Here is an 18184-nt window from a genome sequence, read left to right on the forward strand (position 1 = left end):
CATGTCAGTCAATAGCTGACTACTTGGGCACCGTTTGTTCGTAAAAGCAGGTGTCAGTTCTTACGGATCAGCTCCAGAACCTCTTTACTGGGGAAGCCCTGCAGATCAACGCCGGCACTCTCTTCAAACTTGAGAATGGCTTTGCGCGTACCGCCGCCGGCCTTGCCATCGATCTCGCCCTCGTAGAAGCCTTTTTCCTTGAGCTTAGTTTGCAGCTCAATGATTTCATCGCGATCCAGCTTGGTGAAAGGACGCTTCCAGTCTTTGCTGAGCGGGGGGGCGCCGCCGATCTGGTCGGCGAGGATACCCACCGCCGCGGCATAGCGGTCGGAGTTGTTGTAGCGTTTGATGACGAAGAAATTTTTCAGCATCAGGAATGCCGGACCTTTGCGGCCAGCGGGAAGCTTCAGCTCGGCGACGTCATTCGGGCGGGGGAACGCCTTGCCGCGTACACGTTTTACGCCGAGTTTCTCCCACTCGGAAATCTTCAGCTTACCTGCGGGTAACTTGCGATCCGGGATAGTGACCTCGTAGCCCCAGGTTTGCCCAGATACCCAGCCATTCTTTTTCAGTAGATTGGCTGCGGTTGCCAGCGCATCGGGCACGGAATTCCAGATGTCTTTTTTGCCATCGCCATCCATATCTACCGCATAGGCCTGGTAACTGGTAGGAATGAACTGGGTATGCCCCATGGCGCCGGCCCAGGATCCAGTGAGATTGCTCTCGTCTATTTTGCCACTCTGCAAGATCTGCAGTGCCGCCAGCAGCTGACTGGTACCAAACTTTTTGCGCTTGGGGTCGGCATAGGCAAGCGTGGCCAGTGAGCGAACCACACTGCGCATGACGGTTTTGTTATCCAGGATGGCGCCAAAGCTGGACTCCATGGACCAGATCGCCAGCAGGATATTCGGGTCTACGCCAGACTGCTTCTCAATCTTGTCGAGCCAGGGCTTCAGTTCCTTTTTCTTGGCTTTGCCGCGCTGCACCGCGTACTTGGTTACACGGTTATCAAAGTACTGCCACACCGGTGCTTTGAACTCTGGCTGGAAGCTCGCCTTATCCAACACCCACTGGTCTGGCGAGTCGATGCCCTTGAAGGCGCGGTCGAAGGTTTCTGGCGTAATGCCCTCTTTCAGGGCCTGTTTGCGAAATTCCTTTTTCCACTTTTCAAATCCCGGATCGGCGGCAGCGGCCGCCACTTGCGGCCCCACAATCAACAGGGCACAAAGGGATAAAAGTGCGAACAGGAAGAAATAGTGGCTACCGGTGCGACGCGCCGGTAAAGAGGCAACCTGGCCCATAACAGCTCCTTGGCAATAACAGCTCGCACAAGGGTAGAACGGAAGGCTGGCGACGGAAAGGGAGGATTGACGCCAGTCATTCAGGGTGTGACTGGAACGACACTTTTTTCCACATGCTCGACCCGCGATACGCAAGTCGTGGGGCCAAATAAATCAGGCCGCCGGCGGAATCACATAAAACAGCACGGCGAAGAAGTGCAGCACACCACCGGCCAGCACAAACAAGTGCCAGATGGCATGGTGGAAGCGGAGGCTACGCCACAGGTAAAACGCAATGCCACCGGTGTAGCACAAGCCACCCAGCACCAGTAGCAACAGGCCGCCCGGCGCCAGGTTGTCCATCAGTGGTTTTACCGCAGCGACGATCACCCAGCCCATCAGCGCACTCAGGGTAATCGACAGGGCGCGGATCTTCTTCAGCGGCGAGAACTGGATAATCAGGCCCAGCAGGGCGAGCCCCCAGATAACACCAAATATCGTCCAGCCCCAGGGGCCACGCAGGGTTACTAGGGTAAATGGCGTATAGGTGCCGGCGATCAACAGGAAGATGGCCGAGTGGTCCAGGGTGCGCAAAATTTGCTTGGCTCCGGCGTGGGTAACACTGTGATAAAGCGTCGAAGCAGAGAAGCACAAAATCAGGGTAGCGGCATAAATGCTGCTGCTGACGATATGCCAGGCATCCCCGCGCAGGGCGGCAAAGGCACACAGAACACCGAGACCGGCAATGGCCAGCAAGGCGCCGACACCGTGGGTGACGCTATTGGCGATCTCCTCGGCGAAGGTGTAGCGGCTCGCGTTAAGGGTGGTGGACATGAAAACTGGACCTCCGGGGCGACCGAACGTGGTCCCACGCAATATCGCAAAAAAATGACTATTCAACAAAATCCAGTCTAATCTTCAACAGGAAGCGGCGGCAGTGCAAGCGAATTCTGAGACCATCCATTCAGGTTACGGCGCCTCTCACCCGCGCCCCCAAACGTTCACAGGGCCATAAGCACCGCAACGGCGGCAGCAATCAGCAGGGCAATGGCCCAGATGAGGTCGAAGTTGATCCAGTGCCGGCGCAGGATGGCCAGTCCGAACTTGCGATACACGATCCACGCGGTGGCCCCCATCACCAGCAACATGGCACCGGTGTGCAGGCTTATGGCCAGCAACATATTCAACCCACTCGCCCCGAGATGTGACGCGTGCTCGCCGTGTCCGGCATGCCCGGCATCGCCACCGGCAACTTCGATCAATGCCGGCACCACCATCAGTCCGGCGCCGTGGGCCGTCGCCATCAGGAAGGACCAAAGAAACAGATCCCCCATCCCAACCTTCATCCCGACCCAGCGGGGGTGACGGTAATAATTGAACAACTTGTACAGGCCAAAGGCGAGCAGCACCCCGGCCGTCAGCCACTGTAGCGTGGGCACAGAAATGACTTTCGTCCCGAACAGAACGAGCAGCGCGGCCAGTGCGATCGCCAGCGCGTGACCGGCTGCGATGGGTAACAGAGACAGCCAGATCACCCGCTCGCGTTGCTGCTGTAACCCCAGGGACAGGGCGAACAGCCAGCCCATACCGGGGTTGAGACCATGAAAGGCGCCGAACCCCAGCATGGCCAGCCAGGGGGCGATAGAAACAATCACATCCTGATCCACAGGGTCATGACGGGTAACAGAAGGAATCGGTGGAGGAGTCGCCCCCTTCGAGGCGAATCTGATGCACCCGGGTTTCACCAAAATCGACAAAAAAGTCCGAGTCCAACGCCATGCCGCCGTCAGGCTGAACGTTCACCTTCACCATCCAGCCCCCCATCTTGTCTGGATAGAACTGGTCGTCCCAGGTGCTGTAGAGCGAGTTGGTGAAATACACGCGCTTGCCATCGCGGCTGATCTCCACCATCTGCGGCCCGCCAAGCAGTGCCCCATCCGATTTGGGATGAGGCGCTTTGTTGACGATGCCACCGATGGCCACTTTGCCGGCAAGTTTCGGCTTGAGGGGGTCGGATACATCGTATTGCAGCAGTTCACCGGTCCCCCAGCAGGAAACGTAGAGAAAGCGATCATCCAGGGAGAGGTCGATGTCACTGACCAAAGGTGGCACCGCGCCAAAAGGTTTCAGGGCCGGGGGCAGCGCACTTTCCTCCGCCGGTACCGCGGGAATGGTAATGACCTTTTCCATTGCCCACTGGCCGTCTTTGTCGCTGCGCTGCCACAGCCAGATGGACGCAGAGAGATCCGCAGTACTGATGACGACACCCGCGAATCCATAGGTCTTGCGTGGGTCATGGGCCGGGCGCAATTCGAGCACCATCTGGTGTTCAGCGCCCAGGTCGATTGTCTGAATCCGCTTGCGCTTGCGCAGATCCCAGAAATGCAGGCGGTGACCGTACTTATTGGCCAACAGATCTTCAGGCACCAGTCCATTTTCAAACTGATGCGGCTTGGCCCACTCGCTGCTGACTAATACATCTTCGGCCAGGTGCCACCAGAAGTCGTAGGCCAACTCCTGATCCCCGCGATCGATTTCCCACGGCCCCTTCACCTCGAAGCTGAAGTGGTCGAGCATAAATATGCCGCCGGAACCGTCTTCCTCCGCAGAGCCCATGGCACTGACATAAATCGCATCCGGCCCGCAATGCACCGTATGCGGACGACTGTAGCCGGATTTTTCGATGACCTCCTCGGGCTCGATAATTTTTGCGATGTGCGGCTTGGTGGGATCGGGTTTGGTGTCGACAATGTAGAGACGGGAACTGCGAATGCCCGGAACCACCAGATAGCGACGCTCGAGGTGCGGGTGTGGCGCAAACGGGCACAGGGCAGAGCTGCAGGCATTCCAGCCAAAGTGGTGCAACTCGTCACCCACATTGGGTAGTTCCAGCGTATTCAGAACGGTGCCATAGCTGGCGGAATCTGGATCAAGATCCACCACACAGATCCCGTCCGGCTGATCATTACGCCCGTAGTTCAGTGCTGCCACATAGGCGTGGCGCTCGGGCGGCGCCTGCATTGCCATTTTTGCAGACGGATAGAAAGATGGATCCGGCTTCCAGAGGCCCATGCGCCCCTCCTCGATTTATCATTTGTCGTGGGTAACGGAAATGGATCGAGTATAGAAACAGTACGGGAGAACCATTCAACAGGGAGGGGAATTGGGCGCGACGATCACCGGGTACTTGGGGGGTATTTGGGGGAACCTTGCGCAACAGGCGGCAGGGCCCGAAGCGGGAACCGACCGCTGGGCGGCGGTTCCCGAAGGCAAAGTATCAACAGGAGCGCGTCAGACACTCGCGTTGTGGATACCCATCTCGCACAGGGCGGAGGATTCGCGCACGATGGTCTGTACACGGTCCGGACCGGTGGAGATGATATCGATGGGCGCGCCCACTAGCTCTTCGATGCGGGCGATATAATCGCGCGCGGCCTGCGGCAGTTCCTTTTCGCGTTGTATACCGTAGGTGGTCTCGCTCCAGCCCGGCATGGATTCGTAGACCGGCTCCACGCCTTCCCAACCAGCGGCATCGAACGGTACCGGCACTTCTTCGCCGGCGGCATTGCGGTAGCCCACACAGATTTTCACTTCTTTCAGGCCGTCGAGTACGTCCAGCTTGGTCAGGCACAGGCCGGAGATGCTGTTGATGCGGATCGCATGGCGCACGGCAACGGCATCGAACCAGCCAGTACGGCGCTGTCGGCCGGTGGTAGCGCCAAACTCGTGGCCCTTTTCGCCCAGGTGACGACCCACGTCACAATCCAGCTCGGTGGGGAAAGGACCGCCGCCCACGCGAGTGGTGTACGCCTTGGTGATACCCAGTACGTAATCCAGGTACAGCGGGCCAAAACCGGAGCCGGTGGCGGTGCCACCTGCAGTGGTATTGGAAGAAGTTACAAACGGGTAGGTGCCGTGGTCGATATCCAGCAGGGAGCCCTGGGCACCCTCAAACAGGATGTGCTCGCCGTTCTCGCGTGCCTTGTGCAGCATATCCGCCACATCGGCAATCATCGGCACCAGCTCTTCGCGCCAGGTTTCCGCCAGCTTGAGGGTTTCCTCGTAGCTGACCGGCTCTGCCTTGTAGTACTGGGTCAGGGCGAAGTTGTGGTATTCGAGCAACTCTTTCAGCTGGGCACAAAAGTTGTCCCAGTTGCACAGGTCGCCGAGGCGCAGACCGCGACGGGCAACCTTGTCTTCGTAGGCCGGGCCAATGCCGCGACCGGTGGTACCAATCGCCTTGGCGCCGCGGGCTTTTTCACGGGCCTGGTCCAGGGCCACGTGTACCGGCAGGATCAGCGGACAGGCGGGGGACAGACGCAGGCGCTGGCGCACCGGTACGCCGGCAGACTCGAGGCCGCCCATTTCTTTGAGCAGGGCTTCCGGAGACAGCACCACGCCATTGCCGATCAGGCAGGTAACATCGGTGCGCAGAATACCGGAGGGAATCAGGTGCAGAACGGTTTTCTCACCGTTGATCACCAAGGTGTGGCCGGCGTTGTGACCGCCCTGAAAGCGGACTACCAGTGCGACTTTTTCAGTCAGCAAATCGACGATCTTGCCTTTGCCTTCGTCGCCCCACTGGGTGCCCAGCACCACTACATTCTTGCCCATGTGTGTATATCTCGTGTCGTCAGTTCAACGTTAGACGGGCGGAAAATAACTGTCGGCCGCGCCCGTCTTGCGGCCAGAAAGTGCAATAAAAAGTTCGACTCAATCGAATAGCTTAGGCTTCAGCCCCGTGGTTTCACCACCCAGTCGTCGCCTTCGCGCACCAGTTCGCGGTCACAGCGGGCCAGGGTTTCGGTGTCGCCACTGCCTTCGCCAGGCATGGTGCTGATGACAATCTCGCCGTCGGCGCGCAGAGCACCGATGGTTTGCCACAACTGCGCGCAGTCGTTGGCAGGGGCGAGAATCGCAGCGGCTTCGGCTCCGCCGTTCTGCCCCAGGGTATTGATGGCCACCAGGTCAGTACTGAAACCGGTGGCTGCACGGTCGCGACCAAACACAGCACCGATACCGTTGTAGCGGCCACCGTTAGCCAGCGCCTGCCCGTGCCCCGGGGAGTAGGCGGCAAATACCAGGCCGGTCTCGTAGTCGTAGCCGCGCATTTCACCCAGGTCAAAAAACAGCTCTACCTGTGGATAACGACGCGCCACCGCGTCCGCGACCTGCTGCAATTCGTCCAGTGCATTGCGCAGGGCCTCGGGGCCATCGGCAAAAAGTTCACTGGCGCGCGCCAGACACTCACTGCCGCCGGCAAGGCGAGGCAGGTTACGCAGCCACTTCGCTGCCTGCGCACTGGCAATATTCTCTTCCACCCAGCGCTCGATATCCGCCACCGCCTTGCTCTGCAGCAGTGCGGTCAGTGCGCTCTGTTGGGCTTCATCCAGTTGTGCGGCCTCCGCAAGGCTGCGGAAAATCGCCACGTGGCCCAGATCCAGATGGATCTCGCGGATACCCGCGGTGCGCAGGGTCTCTACCATCAGGCTGATGACTTCGATGTCGCCCTGCAGGCTCTCGACGCCATACAACTCGGCACCAATCTGAATCGGCGCACGCGGGCCCATCGGCGAACGCGGGCGGGTGTACAACACCTGACCGGCGTAACACAGGCGGTTGGCGCCACTCCTGGGGAAACTGTGGGAATCGATGCGCGCGGCCTGCGGCGTGATATCCGCGCGGATACCCAGGCTGCGACCGGACAACTGGTCGGTCACCCGGAAGGTACTCAGGTCCACATCGCGCCCCATACCGATCAGCAGTGAATCGGTAAATTCCACCATCGGCGGAATGATCATTTCGTATCCCCAGCGATGATAGAGATCCAACAGGTCTCTGCGCAGGGTTTCCACCCGCTTGGCGTCCGCGGGCAAAATCTCGGCGATGCCATCCGGTAGCATCCAGCGTTCGGCTTGGGTCATGATGTGGGCGTTCGATAATTAGCGGTGCGGCCTTTTCGGCCGGGAGAATCTCGGTCCTGAAGCTCAGTCAAACAGCATCAGCAGGGCCGTGCCGGCGAGCATACAAACGAGCCCCGCCGTGCGCAGGCTGCGATTATCCACAGATGCCAACTGCTGTACCAGTGCGCGCCAGCGTCTGGGGTAGAGAAAAGGCAAAATGCCCTCGATGATCAGCACCAGGCCGATGGCCCGGACCAGCTCGTCCCACACGTTGGTCATTCCTCAGGAGTATTCCGCAAAGAGGTACAGCAAGAGATTCGTCAAACGGGCCGGCACAAAAAAACCGGGCGCCGGCCCGGTTTTGGGGATTTTACCACTAAAATGTGGAGGTGTGGCCACTGAAGTGGCCACGAAATAGTCGAAACTGTCTTCGTTATTGTCCGGACGGATCCTTCAGGTAACGGAAGAACTGACTGTCTGGCTCCATGAGCAGCATATCGCTCTTGCTCTTGAAGGACTCTTTATAGGCCGTCAAGCTGCGCGAGAAGCGATAGAACTCCGGGTTCTTACTGAAAGCCTCAGCGTAAATCTGAGCGGCCTCGGCATCAGCCTCACCGCGCACCTCTTCCGCCTTGCGATACGCTTCGGACTCAATAACCACCTTTTGTCGATCGGCGCTGGCGCGGATACGCTCACTGGCTTCCTGACCCTTTGCGCGGTGGTCACGGGCTTCCAGCTCACGGCCGGCACGCATACGCTGGAACACCGATTCAGATACTTCCGGTGGCAGGTCGATACGCTTCACGCGCACATCCACGATCTCAACCCCGAGATCCGTCTGCGCGGTCTCGTTCAGGTTCTTGGTGATTTCCGCCATCAGCTCATCGCGCTGGCCACTCACCACTTCGTGCAGGTCGCGCACACCAAACTGGTTACGCAGGCGGTTATTGATCTGTTCTGCCAGCAGGCGCACGGCGTTGCGCTCATCGCCGCGGGTCGCTACATAGAAGCGGCCCACATCGAAGATGCGGAACTTCGCGTAGGAGTCCACCATCATGAACTTGTTTTCGCTGTTCAGCATCCGCACCGGCTGGGAATCCACGGTCTGGATGCGGGCATCGAATTTGCGCAGCTCATGTACCAGCGGAATTTTGAAGTACAGACCCGGTGTGTAGTCGGTGCGCACCACTTCACCGAAACGCAGCAGTACCGCTTTTTCAGTTTCTTTCACCACAAAGGCACTGCTGGATACCGCGAGTAGCGCAAGCAAAACCAGGGCGATGACAAAAAGAGATTTGTTACTGTTCATTGCTTCTCTCCTTATCGCACGTCGCGACTGCGGCGGCTGTTGGCCACTTCGGTACGCAACTGGTTGATGACGCGCTGAGAAATCTCATCGACTACCTGAGGTGAGATCTGCGGGCGCTGGCTTGCGCTGCTCGCACTATTTTCGGCCAGTTTATCCAGCGGCAGGTACATGATGTTATTGCCGCCTTCCACGTCGACCATCACCTTGGAAGTGTTTTGCATCACTTCCTGTACCGCATCCAGATACAGACGCTCGCGGGTTACTTCCGGCGCGCGGGTGTATTCGGTCAGCAGCTTCTCAAAACGCACCGCTTCACCACGGGCGCTCTCGACAATGCGTGACTTGTAGCCTTCTGCTTCTTCGATCATCCGCTGCGCCTGACCACGGGCCACCGGGATCACCTGGTTGGCGTAGGCCTGGGCTTCGTTCTGCAGACGCACCTCGTCCTCACGCGCACGTACCACGTCATCGAACGCGTCCTGTACTTCGCGCGGCGCCTTGGCGTCGGTGAGGTTGACCACGTCGACACGGATGCCGGTCAGGTAGAGGTCAAGATATTCCTGCAGGCGCTCCTGGGTATCCGCGGCAACCTGGGTACGATTCTGGGAGATAACACCATTCAGGGTCTGGGAACCAACCACGTGGCGCAGGGCACTGTCGGTGGCTTCCTGCAGACTCTTCAGCGGGTCGGCCACGCGCAGCACGAAAGACTCCGCATCGTCGATGTGCCACTGCACCTGCAGAACCACGTCCACGATACTCGCGTCTTCGGTGAGCATCTGACCGGTGGTGCGCTCGGTACGTACCTCGGTCATGTTCACCTTGGTGACATGATCGATCAGCGGTGGATTCCAGTGCAGACCGGCGGTCTCGGTGCTGTGGTATTTGCCGAGGCGCAGGACCACGGCGGATTCGTTCGCATCCACCTGGTAAAAGCCCCACAGGCCGTAAACCACGGCGAGCACGATCAATACCAACGACCAAGGGAAGCTGGCATTGCCACCGGGGCGACCGTCGTCACCGCCGGAAGGTTTACCACCAAACAGGCCATTCAGTTTCTGCTGCATTTTGCGCAGCACTTCATCTAGATCCGGTGGGCCATCGTTGTTGCGATTGCCGCCACCCCATGGGTCTTTGTTATTACCACCCGGTTCGTTCCAGGCCATTTATTCACTCCAACTGTGCAACTTATTAATCATTAGCTGACGCAAATTCTAGCATTGAATGCCTGGGCTGCGCCTTGCCTCGGGTAACCGTTAATCGATTTCCCAGTCTTCAGGACGGGGTTCTTCTTCCGGCTTCTCCGGCAACCACTGCGGTGGGTTACCAACTTCGCGGAAGGGTGCCATCAGGCGCTGCAATTCAGCGCGCGGCAACAAAACCTGTAGTTCTACGTCGCCATTGTCGCGATAACTTTCATTCTGTACCGCGTTTCCCGCAAACAACTGGGCACGCAAACGCGCGTGCTGCGGGGGAATAACCAAGGTACCGCTCACCATTTGCTCACCGATGCGCTCGGCGATTGCCTCCACCAGCAGGTCGCAACCGGCGCCAGTGACCGCCGACAACCATACCGCACGGGGCACCCCCTGATCGTCGCGGTCGATGCGCGGTGCCGCATCGGCCAGCAGGTCCAGTTTGTTGTACACGAGCAACTGGGGCAAATCCGCCGCGCCAATTTCCTCGAGTACCGTCTGAACCTCTTCAATTAGGTGCAGACGATTCTCCGCTGCAGCGTCCACCACATGCAGCAACAGGGAGGCATTAGCCGCCTCTTCCAGGGTGGCGCGAAACGCCTCCACCAGGCGGTGCGGCAGGTGGGATACAAAGCCCACGGTGTCGGCCAGGACCATCGCGCCGACATTGGGCAACTCTACCCGGCGCATGGTGGGATCGAGTGTCGCGAACAACTGATCCTGCACATATACGTCAGAACTGGTAATTCGGTTGAACAGCGTCGACTTACCGGCGTTGGTGTACCCCACTAGGGAAACCGTCGCGACTTCAGCGCGTGAGCGCCCGCGCCGGCCCTGCTCGCGCTGGCGACGAACCTTGTCCAGACGCTTTTCAATGGAATCGATACGTGCACGCAGCAAGCGGCGGTCGGTTTCCAACTGGGTCTCACCGGGTCCGCGCAGGCCAATACCGCCCTTCTGGCGCTCCAGGTGGGTCCAGCCTCGCACCAGACGCGTAGACATATGACGCAGCTGCGCCAGCTCCACCTGCAGCTTGCCCTCGTGAGTACGCGCGCGCTGCGCAAAAATATCCAGAATCAATCCTGTGCGATCGAGCACCCGGCATTTCAGCTCGCGCTCAATATTGCGCTCCTGACTCGGGGAAAGGGTGTGATCAAAAATCACCAGCTCCGCGCCGTGCTTGGTGACGGTTTCCTGAATTTCCTCCAGCTTACCGCGGCCGACAAAGGTCTTGGGGTCTGGAGTGGCGCGCTGGCCAAAGATAAAAGCCACCGGGTCGGCACCGGCTGAGAGCGCCAGCTCCTCAAATTCCCTAGGGTCATCGGGGCTGTCGATGGCGGAAAGTTCCAGGTGGACCAAGACGGCAAGCTCACCGGATTCCGGACGATCAAAAAACAAGGATTATTCTCTTGAACTCAATAGTTGCGCCGCACACTGTCTGATTCAATGCACTGACGCCGAACAACAGACGCCCCGGACGGGCCGGGGCGCTGAATACAACTTTCTGGGGCCGGTGCTGAACAAAAACGGGTTAACCCCAGCATTAACTCAGCACCTTAGACACCCGCTCCGGCTTAGCCGCCGAAGCTATCGCGCTCACCGCCTTCCGGTGCGCCGCCTTCACCACCCGGGCCAGCCGGATTCATCAGCGGTACGCGCACGGCGCGGGACGGCACTACGGTGGAAATCGCGTGCTTATAAACCATCTGGCTAACGGTGTTTTTCAACAGCACGACAAACTGGTCGAAAGATTCAATCTGGCCCTGCAATTTAATGCCGTTTACCAGATAGATAGAAACAGGGATACGCTCTTTACGCAAAACGTTCAGGTAAGGGTCTTGTAAGCTGTGCCCTTTTGACATCATTGTTCTCCTTGCCAAAAGATAGGTCGCCAGATGACGCACGATCGCGCCCGCGAATTCCGCGGACTAAAAAACGGCCATGGTGATGCGGCGTATAAAAAAGAGCCAAAAAATAGACAGGGCTCTGTGAATAACTGACTGATTTGGGACGGACACACCGGCCCACTCACGTTATGGCTGCTCAACCGAGAAATTTCAAGGCCTCTGGCAACATTTCCTCGATTTTGCGGACTTTCCCGCCAGGCTCTTGTGCGCCGATTCGAATAAGGTCGGGCCAACGCCGCAGCCAGGTGAGTTGGCGCTTGGCCAGTTGGCGGGTGGCAGCGATTCCGGCTGCCACCATCTGTTCGTAATCGGTATCGCCATCCAGGTACTCCCATACCTGGCGGTATCCCACCGCTCGAATTGCCGGCAGGTCCTTGTGCAAATCACCGCGCGCGCGCAGCGCCTGCACCTCTTCAATGAAGCCGTTTTGCAGCATCCGCTCAAAACGCTCGGCAATCCGGCGATGCAAAATACTGCGGTCTTCGGGCACGATCGCCAGCTGCTGCACTGCGTAGTGCGCCAGTGGCGACTCCCGTTCCTGCTCAGCACGCAACTGGGTCATGGTCTTGCCGGAGAGGTGGAACACCTCCAGTGCACGCTCGATGCGCACCGAGTGATTCGGGTGCAACTCTGCCGCCAGCTCCGGATCGATCTTCTGCAGCTCCTGATGCAGCGCCGGCCAACCTTCCTTTTCGGCCCGCGCCTCTATCTGCGCACGGAATTCGGGATCCGCCTCAGGCATCTCTGCCATTCCCTGTAATAGAGCCTTGAAATAGAGCATGGTTCCGCCAACCAACAGCGGAATCTTGCCACGCCCGCTGATCTCTTCCATCGCCGCCAGCGCATCGCTGCGAAAACGCCCGGCGGAATAGCTCTCCGCCGGATCGCAGATATCGATCAGTCGATGCGGGTAGCGCGCCAGCTCCTCCGGCGTCGGCTTAGCAGAGCCGATATCCAGCCCGCGATACACCAGCGCAGAATCCACGCTGATTAACTCCACCGGCAGGTGGTCACTGATGGCCATGGCCAAATCGGTTTTACCCGAAGCCGTGGGGCCCATCAGGAAAATGGCACGGGGACGGCCTTCAGCCGAAGCGTTCAACTTACTGACCTCGCATAAACCATTTATCCATGTCCGAGAGTTTTACTTGAGTCCATGTAGGCCTTCCGTGATTACACTGGCCGCTGCGCTCGGTGCGCTCCATGTCCCGCAACAGGCCATTCATTTCGGGAATGGTTAACTTGCGGTTGGCGCGCACGGAACCGTGACAGGCCATGGTGGAGAGGATTTCGTTGATCTGATTGCCGATGCGATCACTGCTGCCCTCGGCCAGCAGATCGCTCAGCACATCACGCACCAGCTGCTCTACCGGGGCACTGTGCAACATAGTGGGCACCTGCCGCACCATTAAGGTCTCCGGGCCCGCGCGCTGCAACACAAAGCCGAGCGCAGTGAATACTTCCTCACGCTCTTCAAAACAGTCTGCCTCGCGCTCACTCACCGCCAGGCTCACCGGCACCAGCAGGGGCTGGGCCTGAATACCGCCGGCGGCATGGGCAGCTTTCATCTGCTCGTAAACAATACGCTCGTGCGCCGCATGCATATCCACCACCACCATACCGTGCTCGTTCTGGGACAAAATATAGATGCCGTGGAGCTGGGCGATGGCAAAGCCAAGGGGTGGCGCCTCACCTTCGGCCTCGGCAGGTACTTGCTGCGACCAGGCGGCGGTCGATGCCGGGCCTGCCGTTACGGCCGGCACTTCCTGCACACCAGAATCCAGCGGCTTGTGCAGCTCGCCGTAGCTGTGCATTTGCTGCTGAATTCTGTCCGCTGATGGCTGAGCACCGAGGCCACCCATAGCGCCAAACGCGGGAGTGGCCGCTTGCGCCGGTGCGGAAGACAGCGCCATGCGCTCCTGGCCGGAAAACTCGCCGGCAGCAACACCGGAAACCTGAGGCGCAGAGGATTGCAACTCATCATCCTCTTCTCGCGCCCCCGGGCGTACATCTGCCAATGCCCGATGCAAAGAGCCAAAGAGGAAGTCGTGCACCAGACGGCTGTCGCGGAAGCGCACTTCGTGCTTGGTGGGGTGCACGTTGACGTCTACCGCCGCGGGGTCCAGCTCAAGGTACAGCACAAACGCGGGATGGCGACCGTGGTACAACACGTCGGCAAAGGCCCTGCGCACCGCGTGACTCACCACCCGGTCGCGAATAGCTCGGCCATTCACGTAGAAAAACTGTAAGTCAGCCTGGGAGCGCGAAAACGCGGGCTCGGCCACCCACCCCCACAGACGCAGGCCACTGCGTTCCATTTCGATATGCAGAGCATTTTGCATAAATGCCGGGCCGCACAACTGCGCCACCCGCCGTTCCATCTCCGCCCTTGAGGTGCCACCGCGAAGGTTGTGCACACCTTTCCCGTTATGACGCAGGCTGAAAGACACATCGAAACGGGCGAGTGCGAGGCGCTTGATGGTTTCGTCGACGCGGTTAAATTCGGTTTTTTCCGTGCGCAAAAATTTTCGCCGCGCGGGGGTATTGAAAAACAGATCCCGCACTTCGACGGTGGTACCGCGCGGATGTGCCGCCGGTGCCAGCTGGGTTTCCATTTCACGCCCTTCCGCGGTCACCATCCAGCCCTTGCCGGATTCATCGCGGCTGCTGGTCATGGTCAGGCGGGCAACGGAGGAAATACTGGCAAGCGCTTCGCCGCGAAAACCGAGCGTAGCCACCGCTTCCAGGTCCTCCAGCGCATGGATTTTCGAGGTGGCGTGACGGGCCAGCGCCAAATGCAGATCTTCTTTCTCGATCCCCTTGCCATTGTCGCGCACCATGATGCGCTTCACGCCCCCCGCATCCAGGTCGATTTCCAGTCGGGTAGCGCCGGCATCGAGACTGTTTTCCAGCAACTCTTTGATCACGGAAGCCGGGCGCTCGACCACCTCACCGGCGGCGATCTGGTTGGCAAGTCTGGGGGAGAGTAGTTGGATATTTTCTGGCATGGAGGTTTGAAAGCTGTGTGTCGTCTGTGCCGCCCCCACTAAGGGGCTCTGTGTACCGGGCGGGCCCGAAGCATCCGCAGCGCTTCGGGCTTTAAGAATTAGCCGGATGGGATCGTCAGTGTCTGCCCCACCCGAATCATGGAGTTGCGCATTCCATTCGCCTTTTTCAGGGCCGCCACGGAAATGTTATAGCGCGCAGCGATCGCCGACAGCGTATCTCCCCGGCTAATCGTGTGCTTGCGATCAACGCGACTGGCATTTGCCGCAAGCCAGGTTCCCGCGGGTGGGCGGGAACTGAAGTGGGCCACTATACCTTCACTGAGTTTTTCTGCCATTCGCCTCTGGAACGATGGGTCACGTAAGCGGCGCGCCTCCTGGGGGTTGGTAATAAAACCGGTCTCCACCAGAATCGAAGGCACATCCGGATTGCGCAGCACCGAGAAGTTAGCCTGCTCCACCTTCTTTTTGTGCAAGTGAGTAAAGCTGCCGAGAGAGCTCAGCACACTGCTACCAATGTCCAGGCTAGCATTCATGGTGGCGGTCATCGCCAGATCCAGTAACACGCCGGCAAGGGTGTCGTCCTTGTCACTCAGACTGAGATCACCGGCACCCCCAATCAAGTCGGACTCGTTCTCCCGCTGCGCAAGAAAACGCGCGGTCTCACTGGTGGCACCGCGAGAGGACACCGCATAGACCCCAGCGCCGCGGGCGTCTTTACGGGTAAAGGCATCGGCGTGAATGGATACGAACAGGTCTGCGCGCAACTGGCGGCCCTTCTTCACCCGGTCACGCAGGGGAATATAGTAATCCCCGGTGCGCACGAGCTTTGCGGAGAAGCCGCGTTTTTTGTCCAGGGATTTTTTCAGGTAGCGGGAGATTGCCAGCACCACGTCTTTTTCCCGCAGCCCGCCCGGGCCGAGCGCACCGGGGTCTTCACCACCATGACCTGCGTCGATGGCAATAACAATGTCTTTCTGGCCGCTGACCTGCACCTGCTGGATGGTTTTTTCTTCGACCTTGCCACGGTCGTGCAAATCGATCACCAGGCGATCGGGAAGCTGTTCGTGGCGGCGCAGGGCAAAACTGCGTGGATTGACCGGTTGCTTGAGGTCCAGCACCACGCGCAAATCCCGCTGGTTCTGGGTCGCATGACGCACGCCGGCAATGGGGGTATCTGCAAGCGGCAGGTCGTCGATTGCCGCGGTAAGTTTCGCCCCGCTTACGTCGATCACCACACGGTCAGGATTCTTCAGGGTAAACAGCTTGTGGTCCGCAGGGCCATCGAGATCGAATACCAGGCGTGTGTGGTCCGGCGCACGCCACAAGCGCACCCCCTCCACATCCGCACTGGATACGGGTAACGCAACCAGTGTTGCGAGGAGAAAAACAATGCTCGTTAGAAATCGCACCGGCAACCCTGCTCCAATCATTATTATTGCCCTGTTTATCGTCCGCCTGCTCGCGCTATACGCATCACGCCTGATCAGCCAGGGTCGAAAAGCGCCCTGCCCAGCACCTCATTACCAGCGTCACTGACTGCGGTTAATTTTAGACTGCGCCCTTCTCCCTGCAGCTGCAATTCAATCTGCAGATCCGGAGTCGGCAAAATGCCAGCGCCCCGCTCGGACCACTCCACCAGGCTCAGGCTACCGGGGCCAAAATAGTCCCGCACCCCCATATACTCCAACTCCTCCGCATCGCCGAGACGATACAGGTCGAAGTGGTATACCCGTTCTGAGGAGAACTCATAGGGCTCCACCAGAGTGTATGTGGGGCTTTTTACCGCACCGCGATGTCCAAATGCACGCAACACGCCGCGGCTGAATGTGGTTTTGCCGGCACCCAACTGACCGCCGAGAAAAAACACCAGCCCCCCGCTCATACCGGAGACGCGGCACGCTTCACCGAGCGTCTCGCCGGCCGCCACGGTGGCAGACTCATCCGGCAAATACAGCACTTTTTCCACAGGCTTACCGTCCAAGATTACTAGCCCCTATTAACGCTGCAACGCAGGCTTCAGTCCACAAGTGCGCGGATATGCGGCAACAGGTCCGTCGCCAACAGGCCGCGCTGGCCATCGGCGACCGCGCGATTACCCGCTTCGCCGTGCAACCACACCCCGAGACGCGCCGCCGCCGGCAGCGCCATGCCCTGCCCGATAAGGGACGCAATCACCCCGGTAAGCAGGTCACCCATACCCCCGGAAGCCATACCCGGGTTACCGGTATTGATCACATCGGCGCCGTCGCGGTGGGCAATCACGGTGCCTGCACCCTTTAATACCACCACGCCACTGAATTTTTCCTGAATCGCGCGCGCCGCAGCCACCGGGTCTGCGGTTACCTCCGCGTTGGAAATCTGCAACAGGCGTGCGGCTTCCCCAATGTGGGGTGTCAGCACCCAGTCATCGCGCTTGATGCCGGCGAGAACTCGACCACCGGCCAAGATGTTCAGCGCATCCGCGTCCACCACCAGCGCCGCTTGTGCGCGGCCCGCGCGGGCCAGTAGTTGTTCACTCCACGGCGACCGGCCCAGTCCCGGCCCAACCGCAATAACATTGGGCACCTCCAGCAAAGGCTCCAGCTCCTGCCCGGAGACCACCGGGTGTGCCATCACTTCCGGGCGACGGGTCAGTGACGCCACCACATGCTCCGGACGGGTGGCAAGTGCGATCAGGCCACTCCCGGTGCGCGCCGCGGCCTCCGCGGCCATCATGGCAGCGCCACCAAACCCGTGGTCACCGCCGACGATCATCACATGGCCGAATTGATTCTTGTAACTGTCTGCCGTGCGCGCCGGCAGTCGCTCCAGGCTCTCCGCAGTATGACGCAGCAACATACCCTGCACCTGTGGATAAATCTCGGCAACGGCACCCAAATCGTCGAAAATAACATCGCCGCTGAGCGCGGGGCCGCGCCCCAGATACAGGCCCGCCTTGCGTCCGATAAACGTCACCGTCACGTCCGCAGAGACCGCCTGCTCGGCGAATCCGCTATCGGCATTCAGGCCAGATGGCAGGTCTACAGCCAATACCGGAACACCCGCGTCATTGATATGTGACACCGCTGCATCCACTGGGCTGCGCAGTGCGCCGCTGAATCCAGTACCCAGCAAGGCATCCACCAGCACGGTGTTTTTCCCCGCCGCCGGCATGGCGTCAATGGCGGACACCAGCTTCGCACCCTCACGCTCGGCAAAGCCGTATGCCTCCAGCGCTTCACCCTTCAGCTTCTCGACCGGCACACCCACAAACACCGTCACCGGGATCTGGCGCTGGGCGGCGAGGGCGGCAATCACATAGCCATCACCGCCGTTGTTGCCACCGCCACAGAAAACCTGAATTTCGTTCACCTCTGGCCAGCGACGGCGCAGGCAGTCAAATGCCGCGCGCCCGGCACGCTTCATCAGCGCAAGTCCGGGGATTTTCTGCTGGTTAATCACCAGTTGGTCGAGCTGGCGCACGGCCGCAGCGCTGTAGAGTATTTGCGGCTCAGCAGCGGGGATTTGGGCAAAATTCTGACGTTCCATGGTGTCCGACATAAGCGAGTACTGCATTCCTGCTGTGGTCAATTTTTAAACTG

16 protein-coding genes are annotated in these 18184 nt (G+C 59.4%); all 16 read right to left on the reverse strand.

The window, feature by feature from the left end; all coding sequences use genetic code 11:
- Positions 1-53: 53 nt before the first annotated feature.
- The 16 genes from LCM31_RS03745 to LCM31_RS03820 all read right to left on the reverse strand — a co-directional run bounded on the left by LCM31_RS03745 (position 54) and on the right by LCM31_RS03820 (position 18143).
- The gene (locus tag LCM31_RS03745; RefSeq protein WP_224867678.1) at positions 54-1301 is read right to left on the reverse strand and encodes a lytic murein transglycosylase; all 1248 of its coding nucleotides are present in this window, start codon (positions 1299-1301) and stop codon (positions 54-56) included.
- 153 nt (positions 1302-1454) lie between these two features.
- Entirely contained in the window at positions 1455-2114 is a 660-nt protein-coding gene (gene trhA / locus LCM31_RS03750) for a PAQR family membrane homeostasis protein TrhA (RefSeq protein WP_224867680.1), read from the reverse strand.
- 167 nt (positions 2115-2281) lie between these two features.
- A complete protein-coding gene (locus tag LCM31_RS03755) occupies positions 2282-2935 on the reverse strand; it encodes a hypothetical protein (RefSeq protein WP_224867682.1) in 654 nt (217 codons plus the stop codon).
- Positions 2936-2951: 16 nt separating this feature from the next.
- Positions 2952-4352 carry a selenium-binding family protein gene (locus tag LCM31_RS03760; RefSeq protein ID WP_224867684.1) on the reverse strand — a complete coding sequence of 467 codons (1401 nt, stop codon included), beginning with the start codon at positions 4350-4352 and terminating at the stop codon, positions 2952-2954.
- A gap of 219 nt (positions 4353-4571) precedes the next feature.
- On the reverse strand, positions 4572-5894 hold the full coding sequence (locus LCM31_RS03765; RefSeq protein ID WP_224867686.1) for an adenylosuccinate synthase: 1323 nt from the start codon (positions 5892-5894) through the stop codon (positions 4572-4574).
- A 119-nt stretch (positions 5895-6013) separates the two neighbouring features.
- A complete protein-coding gene (locus tag LCM31_RS03770) occupies positions 6014-7204 on the reverse strand; it encodes an ATP phosphoribosyltransferase regulatory subunit (RefSeq protein WP_224867688.1) in 1191 nt (396 codons plus the stop codon).
- Between the two features lie 63 nt (positions 7205-7267).
- Positions 7268-7453, reverse strand: a complete 186-nt coding sequence (locus LCM31_RS03775; RefSeq protein ID WP_222229372.1) for a DUF2065 domain-containing protein — start codon at positions 7451-7453, stop codon at positions 7268-7270.
- A 163-nt stretch (positions 7454-7616) separates the two neighbouring features.
- Entirely contained in the window at positions 7617-8492 is an 876-nt protein-coding gene (gene hflC, locus LCM31_RS03780; RefSeq protein ID WP_224867692.1) for a protease modulator HflC, read from the reverse strand.
- A gap of 11 nt (positions 8493-8503) precedes the next feature.
- On the reverse strand, positions 8504-9658 hold the full coding sequence (gene hflK / locus LCM31_RS03785; RefSeq protein WP_224867694.1) for an FtsH protease activity modulator HflK: 1155 nt from the start codon (positions 9656-9658) through the stop codon (positions 8504-8506).
- A 90-nt stretch (positions 9659-9748) separates the two neighbouring features.
- The gene (hflX, locus tag LCM31_RS03790) at positions 9749-11086 is read right to left on the reverse strand and encodes a ribosome rescue GTPase HflX (protein WP_224867696.1); all 1338 of its coding nucleotides are present in this window, start codon (positions 11084-11086) and stop codon (positions 9749-9751) included.
- A 176-nt stretch (positions 11087-11262) separates the two neighbouring features.
- Positions 11263-11550: an RNA chaperone Hfq gene (gene hfq, locus LCM31_RS03795; protein WP_010132407.1), complete on the reverse strand. Its 288-nt coding sequence runs from the start codon at positions 11548-11550 to the stop codon at positions 11263-11265.
- 181 nt (positions 11551-11731) lie between these two features.
- The gene (gene miaA / locus LCM31_RS03800) at positions 11732-12655 is read right to left on the reverse strand and encodes a tRNA (adenosine(37)-N6)-dimethylallyltransferase MiaA (RefSeq protein WP_224868655.1); all 924 of its coding nucleotides are present in this window, start codon (positions 12653-12655) and stop codon (positions 11732-11734) included.
- 43 nt (positions 12656-12698) lie between these two features.
- Complete coding sequence (gene mutL / locus LCM31_RS03805; RefSeq protein WP_224867698.1) at positions 12699-14603, reverse strand: DNA mismatch repair endonuclease MutL; 1905 nt, start codon at positions 14601-14603, stop codon at positions 12699-12701.
- A 98-nt stretch (positions 14604-14701) separates the two neighbouring features.
- Complete coding sequence (locus tag LCM31_RS03810; protein ID WP_263600889.1) at positions 14702-16033, reverse strand: N-acetylmuramoyl-L-alanine amidase; 1332 nt, start codon at positions 16031-16033, stop codon at positions 14702-14704.
- 53 nt (positions 16034-16086) lie between these two features.
- On the reverse strand, positions 16087-16569 hold the full coding sequence (gene tsaE / locus LCM31_RS03815) for a tRNA (adenosine(37)-N6)-threonylcarbamoyltransferase complex ATPase subunit type 1 TsaE (protein WP_224867700.1): 483 nt from the start codon (positions 16567-16569) through the stop codon (positions 16087-16089).
- 50 nt (positions 16570-16619) lie between these two features.
- Positions 16620-18143, reverse strand: coding sequence for an NAD(P)H-hydrate dehydratase (locus LCM31_RS03820; RefSeq protein ID WP_224868659.1), 1524 nt, complete (start codon positions 18141-18143; stop codon positions 16620-16622).
- Between the last annotated feature and the right edge of the window lie 41 nt (positions 18144-18184).

It is taken from the genome of Microbulbifer agarilyticus, from assembly GCF_020171345.1.
GTDB lineage: Bacteria > Pseudomonadota > Gammaproteobacteria > Pseudomonadales > Cellvibrionaceae > Microbulbifer > Microbulbifer agarilyticus_D.